This window comes from Pseudovibrio sp. Ad5 (genome assembly GCF_001623095.1).
GTDB lineage: Bacteria > Pseudomonadota > Alphaproteobacteria > Rhizobiales > Stappiaceae > Pseudovibrio.
In genome coordinates this window covers 458,787-475,613 of the sequence record NZ_LMCH01000015.1, presented here as the reverse complement: position 1 = coordinate 475,613, position 16,827 = coordinate 458,787, and the positions used below count along the sequence as shown (strand labels likewise).

The 16,827-nt window shown below is 51.4% G+C and carries 15 protein-coding genes; 4 read left to right on the top strand and 11 right to left on the bottom strand.

Features of this window, described 5'->3' with window-relative positions; translation table 11 throughout:
• Positions 1-43 precede the first annotated feature (43 nt).
• The 3 genes from PsAD5_RS10775 to PsAD5_RS10765 form a co-directional block, all read right to left on the bottom strand.
• A complete protein-coding gene (locus tag PsAD5_RS10775) occupies positions 44-952 on the bottom strand; it encodes a siderophore ABC transporter substrate-binding protein (RefSeq protein WP_063292105.1) in 909 nt (302 codons plus the stop codon).
• 156 nt (positions 953-1,108) lie between these two features.
• Entirely contained in the window at positions 1,109-2,665 is a 1,557-nt protein-coding gene (locus tag PsAD5_RS10770; RefSeq protein WP_208988569.1) for an alpha/beta hydrolase-fold protein, read from the bottom strand.
• Between the two features lie 108 nt (positions 2,666-2,773).
• Positions 2,774-4,810, bottom strand: coding sequence for a TonB-dependent receptor domain-containing protein (locus PsAD5_RS10765; RefSeq protein WP_063292103.1), 2,037 nt, complete (start codon positions 4,808-4,810; stop codon positions 2,774-2,776).
• 263 nt (positions 4,811-5,073) lie between these two features.
• Here PsAD5_RS10765 and PsAD5_RS10760 point away from each other — a divergent pair, with 263 nt between their 5' ends.
• The 3 genes from PsAD5_RS10760 to PsAD5_RS10750 all read left to right on the top strand — a co-directional run bounded on the left by PsAD5_RS10760 (position 5,074) and on the right by PsAD5_RS10750 (position 8,850).
• Positions 5,074-5,934, top strand: a complete 861-nt coding sequence (locus tag PsAD5_RS10760) for a helix-turn-helix domain-containing protein (protein WP_208980921.1) — start codon at positions 5,074-5,076, stop codon at positions 5,932-5,934.
• Positions 5,935-6,079: 145 nt separating this feature from the next.
• A complete protein-coding gene (locus PsAD5_RS10755; RefSeq protein ID WP_057465144.1) occupies positions 6,080-6,574 on the top strand; it encodes a ferritin in 495 nt (164 codons plus the stop codon).
• Between the two features lie 308 nt (positions 6,575-6,882).
• On the top strand, positions 6,883-8,850 hold the full coding sequence (locus PsAD5_RS10750) for a TonB-dependent receptor plug domain-containing protein (RefSeq protein ID WP_063292101.1): 1,968 nt from the start codon (positions 6,883-6,885) through the stop codon (positions 8,848-8,850).
• 36 nt (positions 8,851-8,886) lie between these two features.
• On the opposite strand, the gene PsAD5_RS10745 is transcribed toward PsAD5_RS10750, so the two are convergent.
• From PsAD5_RS10745 to PsAD5_RS10735, 3 genes are all read right to left on the bottom strand, one after another.
• Complete coding sequence (locus PsAD5_RS10745; protein WP_063292100.1) at positions 8,887-9,345, bottom strand: MarR family winged helix-turn-helix transcriptional regulator; 459 nt, start codon at positions 9,343-9,345, stop codon at positions 8,887-8,889.
• A 108-nt stretch (positions 9,346-9,453) separates the two neighbouring features.
• Positions 9,454-10,215: a hypothetical protein gene (locus PsAD5_RS10740; protein WP_063292099.1), complete on the bottom strand. Its 762-nt coding sequence runs from the start codon at positions 10,213-10,215 to the stop codon at positions 9,454-9,456.
• Positions 10,212-10,808, bottom strand: coding sequence for an RNA polymerase sigma factor (locus tag PsAD5_RS10735; protein ID WP_244272076.1), 597 nt, complete (start codon positions 10,806-10,808; stop codon positions 10,212-10,214). Before PsAD5_RS10735 ends, PsAD5_RS10740 begins: the two co-directional genes overlap by 4 nt.
• Positions 10,809-10,833: 25 nt before the next feature.
• On the opposite strand from PsAD5_RS10735, the gene PsAD5_RS28470 reads away from it, so the two are divergent.
• Positions 10,834-11,775, top strand: coding sequence for a c-type cytochrome (locus PsAD5_RS28470; RefSeq protein ID WP_063292097.1), 942 nt, complete (start codon positions 10,834-10,836; stop codon positions 11,773-11,775).
• 56 nt (positions 11,776-11,831) lie between these two features.
• On the opposite strand, the gene PsAD5_RS10725 is transcribed toward PsAD5_RS28470, so the two are convergent.
• From PsAD5_RS10725 to bioB, 5 genes are read right to left on the bottom strand one after another with little or no spacing between them, the layout of a single operon-like run.
• Positions 11,832-12,824: a beta-ketoacyl-ACP synthase III gene (locus PsAD5_RS10725; protein WP_063288700.1), complete on the bottom strand. Its 993-nt coding sequence runs from the start codon at positions 12,822-12,824 to the stop codon at positions 11,832-11,834.
• Positions 12,811-14,070, bottom strand: coding sequence for an adenosylmethionine--8-amino-7-oxononanoate transaminase (locus tag PsAD5_RS10720; protein WP_063288699.1), 1,260 nt, complete (start codon positions 14,068-14,070; stop codon positions 12,811-12,813). Before PsAD5_RS10720 ends, PsAD5_RS10725 begins: the two co-directional genes overlap by 14 nt.
• Positions 14,070-14,708, bottom strand: a complete 639-nt coding sequence (gene bioD, locus PsAD5_RS10715; RefSeq protein WP_063288698.1) for a dethiobiotin synthase — start codon at positions 14,706-14,708, stop codon at positions 14,070-14,072. Before bioD ends, PsAD5_RS10720 begins: the two co-directional genes overlap by 1 nt.
• On the bottom strand, positions 14,705-15,844 hold the full coding sequence (locus PsAD5_RS10710; RefSeq protein ID WP_063292096.1) for an 8-amino-7-oxononanoate synthase: 1,140 nt from the start codon (positions 15,842-15,844) through the stop codon (positions 14,705-14,707). Before PsAD5_RS10710 ends, bioD begins: the two co-directional genes overlap by 4 nt.
• A complete protein-coding gene (gene bioB / locus PsAD5_RS10705) occupies positions 15,828-16,820 on the bottom strand; it encodes a biotin synthase BioB (RefSeq protein ID WP_057465384.1) in 993 nt (330 codons plus the stop codon). Before bioB ends, PsAD5_RS10710 begins: the two co-directional genes overlap by 17 nt.
• Positions 16,821-16,827 lie beyond the last annotated feature (7 nt).

Here is a 16,827-nt window from a genome sequence, read left to right as displayed (position 1 = left end):
GGCTAGAGCTGAGCAGCGCGCGCCCAGCTCTTGGCGAGAACTATTACTTATTGAAGGCTTCGATCAGCTGATTGAAGATGCGCGTGGTTGCCTGATAACCACCTTGGGCAATGTAAGTTGCAGCCGGATCAAGGTAGATCACCTGGCCCTTCTTCCATGCTGTTGTGCTGGTCACAAGTTCATTGGCCAAGACCTGACGCGCGTTTTCAGCATCACTTCCAATTGCTGTTGCGCGATCCATCACCAGAAGCCAGTCAGGATTGGCCTTCTGAATATACTCGAAAGACACCGCTTCTCCATGAGACGCGACGGCAACCTCAGCCATTGCCGGTTCAATTTTTAGTTCATCATGGAACCAACCGAACCGTGAGCCCGGGCCGAATACAGAGACTTTGGGGCCATTGGTGAGAACAAACAGCGCCTTGCCCTTGCCTTTAACTGAAGCTTTCACTTGTTCTAGCAACCTGTTGTAATTACTAGTAAGTTTCGCTGCTTCTTTTTGCTTATTAAAGAGCTTTCCGTAGGCTTCCAGATGCGCGAGCAGCGTTGCTGAAACCTCTGAAGAACTTGGCGTCATATCGATGGTAGGCGCGAGTTCAGACAATGGCTTTTCCTGTTTGCTGGAACGGCCTCCAACGATGATCAGTTCTGGCTCAAGCGCATTGATTGCCTCGAAATCTGGCTCAAACAGAGTTCCGATGACGTCTGCCTCAGACTGAACGCCATCAAGGTAATCGACATACATTTTGTTGACGACGCCTGCTGGTTGAACACCAAGTGCATTCAGGTTGTCGACCGCTCCGATGTCAAACACAATCAGATTTTTGGGCTCAACAACGACGCTGGCTTTGCCATTGGCGGTGTTGATTTCGACCTGATCCGAAAGGGCTGGAGAAGCTGCGAGGGCGAGGCAGGCGAAAGCGGCAACCGATCTCGTTACACGATGAAACATTTCTAACTCCGTTGGATAGATGTCTCATGGCTTGGCATCAGAGCCTGGCTGTTGAGCTTTGTCTCTATCTAAAATCAAAAAATAAGGATGTCCAATAATACCTGAAGTTTACACTCAGATATTTATGCAATTGCATCTAAACGGGATCTCAACCCGTCATGGGGCACCCTTCCCGATTAAATAAATAAGGCCATCACTGAGAATGGTTTGCCATGAGAATAAGTCGTGACCTGAAGCATAGGCTTCCAGCTTCACTTCATAATTCCTGGCAAGGAGAACGTCTCTAAGATGCTGGCTAGACTGTAGTATCCCGCGATCTCCGCCACCTATACTCTTTTCAAAGAGCCCCGCGCTGAGGAAAAAACGGATATCTTGATGGGGAGTGTTTGCAATGAGGTTCGCGACGTAATTCTCGTCATTCTCCTCTGAGTACCAGTAGGATCCGGACATGGAGAGCACATTTCCAAAGTGTTGCGGATAGCGCAGAGAGATGGTGCTGGACGCAAGGCCTCCAAAACTGGAGCCTGCCAAGATGGTTCTTTCTGGTGTCGCGGATATACCAAGCTCTGCCTGTGCAAATGGCAATAGTTCTTCCGCTACAAACGCAGCGAACTGAGCGTTGTTAGGAAGCTCCTGAGTTCGTGTTTTTGAATCTATATGAGATACAAATACGGTTGCTAATGGCGGAATTGCGCCGTCTGCGACCATGTTATCCAGAATGTCCGGAACAGAGATGCGGCCTTTATAGTGTTCTGCATCAAACATGATGAGCAGCGGAGCGGTTGCTTTTGATGCTTCATAGCCGGCGGAACGGTATAGCCAGATATCGCGTTTGTTCCCAAGGCCTTTGCTCTCAATCTCAGAATGTGTGACCTGACCTTTTGCGACTGTCTGATTGCCGAGAAAATGGCCTGCTTCAGCCGCTGGCAAAAGCACCGTAGAGTGTTGATTGTAAGGATCAATTGCGTTTGCTGGCCAAGGGTGCTTGTTGAGCGGATCTGCTGCCAGAGTTGCCAGAATCGCTCTCCGGCGTTCCATCCAAGTACCTGAAATCACCGGCACATCAACAGCAAGTTGATAAGAAAGCCGCGTGGTGTTGGGAACGATAAATGATTTAAACCAGACGTCACTGCCTGCAAGCTGCTCAAGCTCTTCATGATTGCTTGTTGGGGCACCAAGGAGGCGGACACCAGTTCTGGCGCCTCTGGCAAGAAATGTCAGGATACTCTTGTTGTTTCCGTTGTCTTCAATGAGCGGCGTGCCTTTTTGTTCAATCTCAGTCCAGAAGACATCCGTTGAGCCGCCTGATTTCAGGTGATCTGCAAGGTTGGCAATACGCGGGCTAAGGTATTCATTTTGTTCTATATTCTGATGCTCAGTACCAACTTGCTTGATGATAAACAGCGTGTAGTGCCCGGTTTCAATTGCAGAGACTTTAAGATTGATTGGTGTATCCTCTACGACGAGCAAGAATGGTGAACGGCCAGCGTTTGAAAAAACAAACCTGCGGATGTGAGCACCAGTCAATCGGTTGATACTGTCCAGGTTGAAACGGCCAGAATTCACTTGCCAGCCATGTTCTATGTAGTCCCCGGTTTCCGCCTGCAGCTCAAAGACTTCTTCCCGGCCTTGCTGAAGAAACCGTGTTTCAGTCGTACTTTCCGTTTTTGAAAGGTCGAGTGCTGACCCTGAAGACACAGTTTGAGACATCATAAAAACCACTAAGCTGATTATCGTTTTCTTAAATGAAAACATAGTGATACACCTCTACGCATTGAAGGTGAGCGTGGGCCCACCTCCTTGCTCCTTCATTATTAGAGATCAGAAACGAGTGGTGCCTGAGATGAAGTAGCGGCGACCGTCAACATTGAACTCATCCCAATCCGTTTTCAGGATCTGATTGTCCGCAATGTTTAGAACGCCAGCGCGCAACGTGAAGTTCTCATTGACGTCATAGCGACCTGTGAAATCTGCTGTGATGTAACCGTCTACTTTGCGGGCAAAGGCCATGTCTCCGTTGGCGGGAACAGAGGTGTATTGTTCGCCTACGTAGTTGGCAGATAACGCGAAACTGAGTTTTTCACTGAAATTGTAATCCAGTTTAACGTTTGCAGTATGCTCTGGCTGGAAGGCAAGCGGTGCATCGTTGGCGCTTGTGTTTTTTGCATCCAGATAGGTGTAGTTGGCAGAGACAGTCAGCTCATCTGTTGGACGCAAGGTCAGGTTGGCTTCTATCCCCATTGTGCGAGCTTCTTCAATGTTTTCAAACTTGAAGATCGGTTTGCCATCTGCAGTGAGACCAACATAGTTGGAATAGGTCTGAGCAACAGCAACATCAGCTGTTCTGGCGGGTGGAAACTGGATCATGTCTTTGATCGTGTTATGGAAACCGGTTAGCCCTACACTCCATTTTGCTTCGTCATATTTGAAGCCAACCTCAAAGCTACTGCCCAGTTCCGGATTCAAATCTTCAGCGCCTTCTAAGAAACAATCCCCTCCGCATGAGACCTGTTTCCAGTTGGGGGACATTTGCAGCAAGGTTGGAGCTTTGAAGGATGAAGACCAGCCGCCTTTGAATGTCAGGGCTTGTGTGAGGTGATAAACGCCGTAAACGCGGGGGCTGGCGTTCCAGCCGAATTTTTCGTGTTTGTCCAGACGGCCTCCGAGTGTGACCTCGAAATCTTCTGTGATTTCAAGGCGGTCCTCAATGAAGGCTGCGGCTTGCCAGAGGGAACTGTCTGACCCGCCCTCGCCTACAAGCACATACTTGTCTTCGAGGGATTGATGTTGGTAAGTCGCGCCGACGGTGATGAAGTTCGGGACCAGAAGATCTGCGTCAAAGCTGACTTTGCCATCGCCATTGAAGTTATAAGCTGTGTTCGGCATGTCATCGCCAGCGGTGTTTCCGTGGCCGTAGGAGTTGTCGATACGGTCACCAAAGACACGCAGCTCAGTCTCACCAAACTCGTAAGAGCCGTGATGAGTTATGCCCGCTGAGTATCTGTCCAATGTTGTCTTATCGTGCGTGCGCTTGCTGTAACCTGCGTTAAAATCAACGGAATTTTCTTGGTTTACATCCCAGGTTACAGTCGTATCAACGTGCTTGTTATCACTCTTGGCAAAGCCTGCATTGGCGCGCCCGCTTGCGCTGTCGGGGTTCAGAGTGCTTGAATCTTTGCGGCGAAAATCCCAGCTGCCGTAGGTTCGCATGAAGAGTTTGTCTTTGAGGATTGGGCCTGAAAGATTGAAACCCGTCCGGCCATAATCACCGGACTTGCGGTTTTCCTGAAGGGTATATTCGTTGGTAAGTGAGCCGTGCCACTCTTCGGTTTCCTTCTTGGTGATGATGTTGACAACACCGCCGATTGCATCTGAACCGTAGAGTGAGGACATTGGACCGCGAACGATTTCAATACGTTCGACGGCTTCGAGTGGAACCCAGCCGGAATCGTAGTCGTTTCCGCGGAAGGCGTTTGGAGCGGAGGTGACGCGTTTTCCATCTATCAGGAACAACGTGTAATTCTCGTTCAGGCCGCGGATTTGCACTTTGCTTTGATTACCAGCTCTGTTGAACGTGAGACCTTCTACACTTTCCAGAAGGGAACGAACGTCGCGAGCCCCCTGATTTTCCAAGTCATCTGCGGTGATAACGGAGATACTTGCTGGCGCGTTCTTGTAGGTCACTTCAGAAGCTGAGGCTGTGACGACCACTTCATCCAGCAGTTTATTCTCCTGAGCGGACGCCGCTGAAGCGCAAGTCAACGCGGTGGAAACCAATAAAAGGTTTAGTGCGTTCATTTGCGTTTTTTGCGTAAAACGGGCGTTCTTAAGTGCTCTATCAACGTCGCGGCTAGACATCGAGACATTCTCCAATCGTATCCGCACGACAGCACAGCACCATGAGCGCTCGCAGTGTGTGGCGAGCACTTTGGGCACCTCTTTACCGAGATGTTCGTGAGCTGGAAGGTCGCGCTGGACTTACTTCATTTATACGAAGTTTTAAACTTGACTTCAAAACTCATAATATATTTATGAGGGGGCGTTCGTCGATTGGAAATGCATTGGCGTGTGCGCCAAAAACATATCCATTCGCGCCAGCGAAAAGTCAGGGAGCACTTTCTGTGCAGATTGAGCAGCAGATCCGAGTCAAAGTCCTGGATGAGACAATGGGCCATCATGAAAATGAAAGTTTGGTGGAACTTTCACCTATTTTCCAGATTTTCATTTATCTGGAAGGTCAGCAGCAGTTTTACATTGATGATGTTTATTTTGATCTGGATGCCGGGGATCGCGAAGCACCCAAGCCTCAGGCTCTGCTGTTCAACCTACGAAAACCTGCCAATCTGCGCCTGAAGCCGAGTGAGGCCGGGCACTCGTTGCGCAAGGTTGGCATTGCAGCTCAACCGGACTGGTACGGTGCAATTGGGTTTCAAGCCTCTGCTCTTTCTGCGGAAGTGCGGAGCTTTATGAATGGCCACCTGAATTACTTCATCTGGCAGCCGGATGAACGCATGGTAGATTGCGCTGCGCGGATTTTGGCTATGACCAATGATGGGGCTGATGAAATCGGTGGCCTTCAACGTCAAGCTGAGGCGTTAAGCCTGATGTCTCAGAGCTGTGCGCATTTGCAAGGGGCCGTCCAGGCCGAGAAGCGGGAAGCGGACAGTCAGTTACGGATCAAAGGATTGAAGGTGCGGGAATTTCTGCTGGAGCATCTGGAGGAAGACCTTTCCATCGAGCGGATCTCTAAAGAAACAGGCCTTAGTAAACGCAGCATTCAGCGCCACTTTAAGGAAAAGTACAATCTGACAGTCTCTGATTTCATTCGTAAACAGCGTTTGGAGAAGGCACGGCAAGCCATCAACAAAGGTGGCATTACTGTTTCTGAAGCTGCCTATATGGCGGGATATAACAGCCCGTCCAGCTTTAGCAATGCCTTTAAGCGGATCTATGGATCAGCGCCCAAGACCTGGCGAACATAGCATCTGTGCTCGCAAAATGGTCATTTGTGAAACTGCTAATCACTTGCAATTGCTAAGATAATTCTTCTCAAATTGACTTTGGTCAAAGCGAATAGTTTGTAGCTCTTCAAATCTGTCTCCACAAAATTACTGATTGGAGAATCCGATGAAGCTCAACACAAAAGTCGCAGAAGCTCTTAACCAGCAAATCAATGCTGAGCTGAGTGCCTCTTACGTTTATCTCGCTGTGGCTGCCTACTTTGATTCCATTGAGCTACCAGGTTTTGCAAAGTGGTTCCGTCTTCATTCAAAAGAAGAGACTGACCATGCAATGCGTATTTATGACTTCATCGTGAAACGGGACTCCCGCGTTACTCTGGAAGGCATATCTGCTCCTACTGTTGAATTTGATTCAGCACAGGAAGCTATTGAGCTGGCCATGAAAATGGAAGTGAAGGTCACGTCGCAAATCCATGCTCTGTTTGATCTCGCCCATGATGAAAAGGAATATGGGACGCAGAACATGCTGCATTGGTTCCTGGAAGAGCAGATTGAAGAAGAAGATCTGTTCCGCCGTGTTCTGGACCAAGTGAAAGCTGCTGGTGATGACCGTTGGCACCTGCTGACACTTGATGATCAGATGGGCCAGCGCCAGGCTTAAAACTCTTGTTATTGTAAAGCCCTCGCTATGCTTTTAGCGGGGGCTTTTTTTTGTTTTGTGCCTGGTGATCTTTGATCACCCCCTGTCAAATTCCGCAGATACACACAGATCAGATTTTGATGAAAATCACATAACACATTGCATTTTATGGTGATTTCAATTCATTGATCATGTCGCACACGTTTATGTATATAGATGCACTTGCATCTATAATTACGCTCCCATATACCCTCGCGCATAAACATGAGTAATTATCTCATATTTGATTCGCCGTAGGTAATACGGCCAATATGTGGGTGGGGATCCTAATGAAGAAACTTCGGTGGCGCTTGCTTGTTTCCGTTTGTGTTTTAAACGGAGCTTATTTTTCTACCGGGGCTGCAGCGCAGGATAGTATGGATGCCAGCGAGGAGCTGGACCCTGTTGTTGTTTATAGTTTCAACAATGATCGCTTTGCAGTGGCTGCTGACAGAAACACCTCAATCTACGTTTCAACTCAAGCGATTGAAGCCGCTGAGATGGGTGATCTTCGTGATGTGTTTGCTGAGAATGCCTCAGTAACGGTTGGCGGCGGTATCCCTATTGCCCAGAAGATCTTCGTCAATGGTGTGGATGCTCTCAACCTGAACATGACTATTGAAGGCGCGATGCAGAACAACCGTGCGTTCCACCATGTAACAGCCAATGCCATTGATCCAGCACTGTTGCGTGCGGTGCGTGTGGATGCGGGTGTTGCCGCTGCAGATTCCGGCCCGAACGCTCTGGGCGGTTCGATCGCCTTTCAGCTGATTGATGCTCTGGACCTGCTGGAAGATGGCGAGACCATGGGCGGCAAAGCCACGCTGAGCTTTGACACAAACGGCAATACGTTCTCGCAAGCCCTGACCGGTTTTGCCGAGCAGAATGGCTTTGATATTCTGGCCTTCGCTAAGAACGCCAAGGGGAAGGATTACACCTCTGGCGGCGATTGGGAAATCCCGGGAACCGGAGCAAACTTGCAGACCGGCCTACTCAAAGCCGGTTACACATCTGAGACCGGACATCGCTTTGAGGTTTCCGGTATGATGCTGAAGGATAAAGAAGAGCGGCCTTATCGTGCTAACTTTGGTGCTTTCAAAGGCAGTTCACCGACCCGCATTTACGATACGATGCGGAAGAGCTTCTCATTCCGCTATGAGCATTTGGAACCTACGGATCTTTATGATCCAGAGATCGTGCTTGGCTTCAGTGAAAGCAACATCGATGTGGAGGAGAGCAGAGGGACTTCCAACACTTTGAATGGTAAATTGGCAAACACCTTCCATTTCAATGATGTGACAAGCTTCACCACTGGTGTCGATTTTTATCGAAAGACTTCCAAGTTCGAAGACGCCGCTCAGGATCCAACGGAATTCGCAAATAACTTTGGTGCATTTGGGCAGGTGCGATCGGAAGTTCTCTCTGGCCTTGAAGTTTCAGTCGGCGCGCGCGTCGATCATCAGAGCTTTGAAGGTATCTCAGATTTTGATGCCAGAGCGACAGGAGCAAGCGGCAATGCATCAATTTCCTATGAACTGGCAGAGGGGTTCAAGCTGAAAGCTGGATATGCCAATGTGTTTGGCGGTTATGCGCTGGAGGATAACTACCTCTTCTGGACTGACTGGAACTACACACAGTTCAAGCCGTCACGCTCTCAAAACGTCACAGCAGGGTTTGAATTTGAACGGCAAGGCCTTTCTTTCTCCGGTAATGTTTTCAGAACCGAGATTAAGAACGCTCGCGGAGAAGTGCAGATCAAAACACCCACGAAGGTTTACCATGTTGTTTCTAAAGACGTGACGACCACCGGCTTTAACCTCGCAGCGGGCTATGCATGGCAGTCAGGTTCAGCAAGATTGACATACTCTTATACCGAAGCTGAGGTGGAAGGCAGTCACGCAAGTTCTTATTCTGCGTTGGATCTGGCTGCACCTTTAGGGCAAGTGCTTGCCTTCAATGTTTCTCACCGGTTAGAAGATTACGATCTGACAATTGGCGGTGATATCCAGGGGGCGTTTGATTATGACACCGGGGCAACCGGTGATTCAGATCGAACTCTTGAAGGATATGCCGTTGTTGGCCTGTTTGCTGAATATGAGCCAGAGCAGATTGATGGTTTAAAGCTCCGAATTGAAGCGAACAACATTTTTGATGAGGACTACTCAGACCGGGGAACCTATGGGGGTGATTACAACGTGATTGGCACCCTGAAGGAACCGGGTCGATCCTTCAGTCTGACGGCGAACTACAGGTTTTAAGAGATATTAAAAAGGGTCGCTGGTCAGCGGCCCTTTTTATTCGTAGAGCTTGGTCAGCAGCTTGAAAAGCTCAAACGCTTCTTTCTTGGTGAGACGTTCTCCGACTTCCTGCTGGATGATTTTGAAATAATGCGGCCAGATTTCCTCGTGGGCATGGGCGGCCTGAGGTGTCAGGAAGATCAGCTGCGCGCGTCCGTCCTCTTTATCTGGACGACGCTCAATCAGCCCCTTCTTTTCCATACGGGCGATGTGCCGCGACATGCTGAACTGCGCCATATGCAGATGGTCTTGCAAGTCAGAGGCCTTTGCCCCCTGCTCTCCGGCACGTTCAACCTCCAGCAGAATTTCATACCAGACCGGGTTATCAATGCCATGCGTCCGCAAACTGCGCTCAAAGCGTGGGTAAAGATAGCGGTGGGCCCGCATCAGGTGAAACCAGACACGGCTTGCAAGCTTATCTTCAGCCTCCGTTTCAATCTCGTCGTATGTTTTCATCAACGCAAAGTCCCAGTCAGCAATCCGAAAGACCTAGCATACTGATCCCCCCTGCGGCGCTCACTCTGACAGATACTGACAGAAAGATTTGTGCAAGGCTCTCCTTGCCTACAAAACGCGGGAGTGGATTTGCTCGGCGACGGTGTCGATGCGGCTTTGGTTCTGGCCTCCAATAACGAGATAACGATATCCGTTGCCGGTCCAGTCTGCGGAGGCCATGCCTTTGAGACTGGTGGATTGCATGATGGTTCCGGCGGCATTGGTGTCTTTTAGGATGCAGAACGCAACCGGGGCACCGTTGGGGTCTGCAAAGACGATCTGGATGAGGGGTGCGCCTTCATGGCCCAGAACCTGGGTTCGCAGTAGTTTCAAGCCTTCCAGATCATTGAGGTCTGAAAGGTTCAGCTGCTGGCCTACAGCGGTTGAAGCTTCAGCCAGCTCTTGTTTCAGCTCATCCTCGGACCTGTTCAGGGATGCGATTGTCTCTTTAACGTAAAGCGCCTGATAGCTTGCAACCTCCTGCCGCCAGTCAGTTGCGTCATCTGTCCAGTACATGAGGCTTGTTCCGATGGCCAAGCCAATCACAAGCGTTGCTGCGCGGGTGCTCCATGTGCGGACAAAGGTTGGAGCGGCTGCATGATCGTTTGCAGGGGTTGGCTGTGCGAAGATCTTGTCTTCCAGCTGTTTGAGGTGATCTGCGTCAGGGATCTCTGCAAAGCCTTGCTGGACGACGGGGAGCAGGCCTTCAAGTGCCAGCAGGCGTTGTTCCAGGATCGGATCGCTCTCCAGATCCGCTTCGATTTTCTGTGCGGTTTCTGAGTCCAGAGAGCCAGCCAGATAAGACCGTAGGTGTTCGTCGGTGTACGTCATGCCAGCTCTCCCTTCTTCATCTGGTTGGCTTGTTCCTGCTTTAAAGGTGCAAGCGTTTTTCGGGCTGCAGATAAACGGCTCATGACCGTTCCAATAGGAATACCTAAAATTGCGGCTGCTTCGCGATAGGTGAATTGCTCAACAAAGACAAGTTCCACCACAGAGCGCTGACCTTCTGGCAGTCGCATCACCTGTTTAAACACTTCAGCGGCGAAAATATTCGTTTCAGGAGATGGAGACGGATCAATCAGGCTGGATTCAATGGCGGTGTCGAGCTGGCCGGTTTTCCTCAGGTGCTGGCTGCGCATCTCGTTTAACCAGATGGACCGACAAATGGTCATGGTCCAGGCGGCAAAGTTTGAACCTGCCTGAAACTGGCTTTCCCGTTCCAATGCCCGCAGACATGTGGCCTGCACCAAATCGTCCGCCAGATCCTTTTGCCCTGCAAGCGAAAGTGCAAAGCGCCAGAGCCGGGGCATGATGGTGATTAGGTCACTTTGAAAACGTTTCTGATATTTTTTTCCAAAATACATCGAATAAAAGCCAGCTGTCGTGTGTTCCTCAATTGATAGCAACCAAAAATCGTCAATCACATCAAATCACGAAGGCGACATACCTATGGTAAAAACCCTTTTTCGCACCTCTGCGATGCTTTTACTGTTGTCTGGCAGTGCCCTTGCACAGACCTGGAGCGTGGACAGCGACAGCTCACGCCTTTCTTACGGCACCATCAAGAAAAACTCCGTGGGGGAAGTGAATAGCTTTGAGAAACTCTCCGGCTCTGTCTCGGAAGATGGCAAGCTGCAACTGACAATTGATCTGGGTTCTGTTGAGACCAACATCGATATTCGCAATGAACGTATGCGCCAGATCGTGTTCCAAAGCATCGGGTCTGCTGATCTGACTGCGCAGCTGGACACTGCTGAGCTGAACCAGCTTGCAGTTGGTGCAACCACTGTTGTTGATCTGGAAGCCACCCTCAATTTGCTGGGCACCGAAATCCCGGTAGAGACAGAGGTTTTTGTAGCGCGTATTTCCGACAGCAAAGTTCTGGCGACTACCAATGACATGGTGTTTTTGGGAACTGAGGAAGCGGGTGTGAATGCAGGTGTGGATCAGCTGAAAACACTTGCCAAGCTGAACGGGATTACACGGACGGTACCGGTTACTCTTCGCCTTGTGCTGACAACAGACGGGAATCAAGCTGCAGCTGAACCAGTTGCGGTTCCAGCATCCGTTCAAGTGGCGTTTGCGGGTGATGTGAAGGCGGGCAAGAAGGTTTTTAAGAAGTGCAAAGCATGCCACAGCGTGAAGGAAGGGCAGAACAAAGTTGGTCCGAGCCTGCATGGTGTAATTGGCCGTCAGGCAGCTGCTGTTGAGGGCTTCAAATATTCCAAGGTTATGGCAAGTGCTGATGTGACGTGGGATACTGAATCTCTGACCGAGTTTCTCGCCAAGCCGAAGAAATTCTTGCCAAAAAACCGTATGGCATTTGCTGGTTTGAAGAAGCCAGCAGATATCGAGAACCTGCTGGCTTATCTGGACAGCGCATCAAAATAGCTGCGGTTTGATGCGCACGCGCCCGCTCGTCTTTCCACCACGAGTGGGCGCATTTATTACATGCCGATCAACAAAGACCCACTGACAAAACCTGCGCCAATGGCAGACAATAAGATTTTGTCGCCCGCCTTATAGCTTCGATTTTCCCGACACTTGGAGAGACTAAATGGGATAGTAGCAGCAGAGCTGTTGCCGTACTCCCCCAGTGTCATCAGTGTTTTATCGGCGTTTATTCCAAGATTGGTTCCGACAGCCTGAATGATCCGGGAGTTGGCCTGATGGGGTGCCCAGTGATCTACCTCTGACGGTTTGATGTCTGCTTGCCCCAGAATCTTCATGGCTGAGTCCGTGAGCGTGTTGACCGCTTTGGCGAAGACCGTCTGCCCGCCTTGCAGGCTCATCAGATATTCATTGGGGTCCATATCCGGTCTGTACGGATTGCGACTGCCACCGCCGGGGATTTTGATGAGGTCGTAATAAGCGCCATCAGATGCCAGATCGGCAGCAAGGATGCCCTGCTCTTTATGTGCCGGAGGCAGAACCACGACAGCGCCGGCAGCATCTGCAAAAAGCACGCGACTGGCGCGTTCTGCCGGGTTGATGCGACGGCTAAGGATATTGGCTGCGACGACGAGGACAGCGATGCCTTGCGCTTTGGCATAGGCATCGGCCATGGCCAGTGCGTAAAGGAACCCTGCGCAGGCTCCTGCCATATCGATGCCGCCGGAGTTTGGCAGGCCAAGTTTGTGCACCAGCAGAGGCGCTGACGGCGGTAACAGATGGTCTGGCGTGCTGGTTGCCAGCAGTGTCAGGCCGATTTTGGCAGGATCGATACCAGCGTCCTCAATCGCCATTTGAGCCGCTGGCAATGCGATATCTGTCAGAGCCTGATCAGAGGAGACGTAGCGGCGCTCACGAATACCGGTGCGGCGTTCGATCCAGCCCTCTTCCAGTCCCAAATCCTGTTCGATCTCCGCATTGAACACGTGGCGTTCTGGTGCGTAATGTCCAAAGCCGATCAGCCCACCACGGTCCTTAGAGGAGTTCATCAGCAGCCTCAGCTATTGCGTCGTAGATCTGGTCAATATCGCCTTGAGTGACGCAGTAAGGTGGCATGGAATAGAGCGTGTTGCCCAGTGGGCGCAGCAGCAGGTTCTTTGACTTGAAGAACTCATAGAGGCGCGGGCCGACATCAGACAGATATCCGTGATCCTTCACGTTGATATCCATGGCCGCGATGGTGCCCGTCTGACGGATGTTGGTGAAACGATCATCGTCTTTGAAACGCGCAAGGCCAGCGGATTGCATTTGCATGAGCTTTGCTATGCGGTCATAGACCGGCTCATTCTCCCAGATCTCCAGATTGGCGACCGCAGCGGCGCAGGCGATTGGGTTTGCTGTATATGAGCTGGAATGGAAGAAGGTTTTGCTTCTGTCCATGGAATAATGCTCATCATAGATTGCCGAGGAGCACATGGTGACGGCAAGCGGCAAAGAGCCACCGGTCAAACCTTTGGAATAGCACGCGATATTCGGCGTGATCTGTGCATGCTCACAGGCAAACATCTTGCCTGTACGGCCCCACCCCGTCATCACCTCATCAGCGATGAACAGTACATTGTGCTTCTTGCAGATCTCATGGAGCCCCCGCAGTGTTTCAGCGGAATACATGAGCATGCCGCCAGCGCCCAGAACGAGTGGTTCTACGATAAACGCTGCTACATCACCTTGGGCGCAGAGCTTATCCAGCTCATCTAGCGTGTTCTGCTCATTGCCAGCGGTTGGGAACGGCACTTTGGCCACATCAAACAGCAGCGGATTGTAAGGCTGGTTGAAAACGCCACGCTCGCCAACGGACATGGTGCCGATGGTGTCGCCGTGATAGCTGTTTTCCATAACGACAATGCGCTGGCGTTTCTCGCCCAGATGATGCCAATAGCCGAGCGCCATCTTGAGCGCCACTTCCACACTGGTGGAACCACTGTCTGAAAAGAAGACATAATCCAGTCCATCAGGCGTGCATTTGAGCAGCTGCTGCGCAAGTCGCTCTGCAGGCTCATGGGTGTGACCTGCAAAGATCACCTGATCCAGCTTTTCCGCCTGCTCCTTGATTGCGCCGATGACGTGCGGATGGCAGTGGCCGTGGGTTACGACCCACCAGGAAGCAATGGCATCAAGCAGTTTGTCGCCGTCATCCTTTGTCAGGTATGCGCCAGAACCGCCCGTAATCTTGGTCATTTCCGTCAGCACAGCGTGCTGGGTGAATGGATGCCAGATTGGTGAGTGCTTTGACATTATGCGTTCTCCCCGTTTTGCAGGCAGAAGTCTTCCAGACGGAAATTCTCTGCAAACGCTGTTCTTATTGTTTCTGGGGTGATTTGTTGCAGCAGTGGCAAGCGACCAAGCTTCTTGACACCTGCGTACTCTGCGATCGTGCGTTCTGAATCTGCCACTTCCTCACCGACAAATACAATGCCGAGCAGATTGCAGCCACGGGTACGCAGTGCTTCAATGGAAAGCAGGCTGTGATTGATGGTGCCAAGGCCGGTGCGGGCGCACAGCACAATCGGTGCCTGCCACTTTTTGAAGAGGTCGATGTAAAGCGTCTCACGCGTGAGCGGAACCATGACGCCACCTGCCCCTTCAACGACCAGCGGTCCATCGACCTGAGGTAATGCCAGGCTCTCCGTATCGATCAGGACATCTTCTGCTTCCGCTGAGAAATGCGGAGATGCGGGAACCTGCAAACGGTAAGTCTCTGGCAGTGTTTTACAACCTGTCAGACGTATTACTGCTTGTGTGTCGGTTTCTTCTTCCAGTCCAGATTGAACAGGCTTCCAGTAGGTGGCAGCTAAAGCTTGCGTCAGCGCTGCAGAGAAAATTGTTTTGCCAATACCGGTGTCGGTGCCTGTAACTACGATTGGTTTTGTCATGAGCGAACCAGCCCCACTTCTTCTGCAAGCACTTCAAACATGTTGGATACATCGGACTTGCTGGCATGCAAGGTCAACGCAATGCGCAGGCGGGATGTGCCCCGTGGAACGGTTGGTGGGCGAATGCCGCGGATGTCATAGCCGCGTTCCTGCAGTGCTTTTGCAATCAACATGGTGCGCTTGTCATCGCCAATGAGGAACGGAAGAATATGCGTTCCGCTGCCCTTTTGTCCGCACAGACGGTTCATCTCAGCATTTGCATGTTTTACAAGGTCAGCAAGCTGGTCCCGTCGTTCCGGTTGATCCTGTACCAGTTTTAGCGAAGCGCGCACGATGGCTGCGACCAGAGGTGATGGCGCGGTCGCGTAGATGAACCCGCGCGCGCGGTTGATGAGGTAGTCGATCAGAACAGCTGGCCCGCAGACAAGTGCGCCGGAGGCTCCAAGAGCTTTGCCACAAGTATGGAGCGAAATAACGTTCTCCCGGCCTTCAAACTCCGCTGCCAGGCCTTTGCCGCCCTCACCCAGCACGCCTGTTGCGTGGGCTTCATCGACCAGTAAAAACGCATCGTGCGTATCAGCGAGTTCTATCAGGTCCCTGATCGGTGCCTGATCTCCGTCCATGCTGTAAAGGCTTTCGCAAGCGATCCAGATCCGCCCGGTTTCGCCTTGTTGGCGCCACTGGGCAATGCGTACTTGCGCATCCTCAACCTGATTGTGCTTAAAGGCCATGGACTGGGCTGCACCCAACTTCATGCCGTCATGTGCACTGGCGTGGATGAGGCTGTCATGCAGGACAAGGTCGCCCTGCTGCGGCAGGGTTGAGAACAGCGCCATGTTGGCGTTGTATCCCCCACCAAAGAAAAGGGATCGCTCTGTGTTGAACAGGTTTGCTGCTTCAAGCTCAAGCGCTTCATGCTCAGGATCATTGCCGCGCAAGAGGCGCGAGCCGCCTGCGCCGAGACTGACACCACGGGCAAGAGCGTTTTCTGCCGCTAAACGCAATTCTGGCGCTGTTGTCAGCGCCAGATAGTCATTGGACGAAAAATCGCAGCCATGCGCTTTGAGCAATGAACGGGATCTGCCCCGCTCTGCCAGACGCTCGAGCGCTCCTTGGTGCTTATTCAGCAGGCTCATGCTCAGCCGCACAGCTTTTCAGCCCCATAGGGCGGATACCAAGGCGTTTGAACAAAGCTGCGTCCTTGGAGTCTTCCGGGTTGTCTGTGGTGAGCAGTGTTTCGCCTTTGAAGATGGAGTTTGCTCCAGCAAAGAAACACATTGCCTGCGTCTCATCAGACATTTCTGTCCGGCCTGCTGACAGGCGAACATGAGATTTCGGCATCATGATGCGTGCAACGGCAATCAGACGAACGAAGTCAATCGGATCAACCGGTTCAGCATCCTGAAGCGGCGTGCCTTCAATTGGGATAAGCATGTTGATCGGCACGCTGTCCGGATGCTCTTCCAGTGTCGCCAGAGAAACCAGCATGTCGAGGCGGTCCATATCTTTTTCGCCCATGCCGACGATGCCGCCAGAACAGACTTTGATACCGGATTCCTTGACCAGATTCAGGGTGTCGATACGATCAGAGAACTTGCGGGTTGTAATAACCTCGCTGTAGTAGCGCTCTGAAGTGTCGATGTTGTGATTGTAATAATCCAACCCAGCATCTTTGAGGCGCAAAATTTGCTCAGGTGTCAGCATGCCAAGCGTCATGCAGCTTTCCATGCCGAGCTCTTTGACGCCTTCCACCATCATTTCAATGGCGCGCATGTCGCGATCTTTAGGAGAGCGCCAGGCTGCGCCCATGCAATACCGGGTTGCGCCGCCTTCCTTCGCCTTTTTGGCTTCTTCCAGCACCATTTGGACTTCAAGAAGCTTTGAGGCGGACAGCTCGGTGTTGTTGCGAGCGGACTGGCTGCAGTAAGCACAATCTTCCGGGCAACCGCCTGTCTTGATGCTTAAGAGCTGGCTTTGCTGGACCTCATTGGGGTCAAAATGCTCGCGATGAACGCAGTGAGCTTTAAACAGCAGGTCATTAAACGGCAGGTTGTAAAGAGACTCAGCCTCTTCACGCGTCCAGTTCGTACGGATGTCAGATGATTTTTGCACGCAGTTC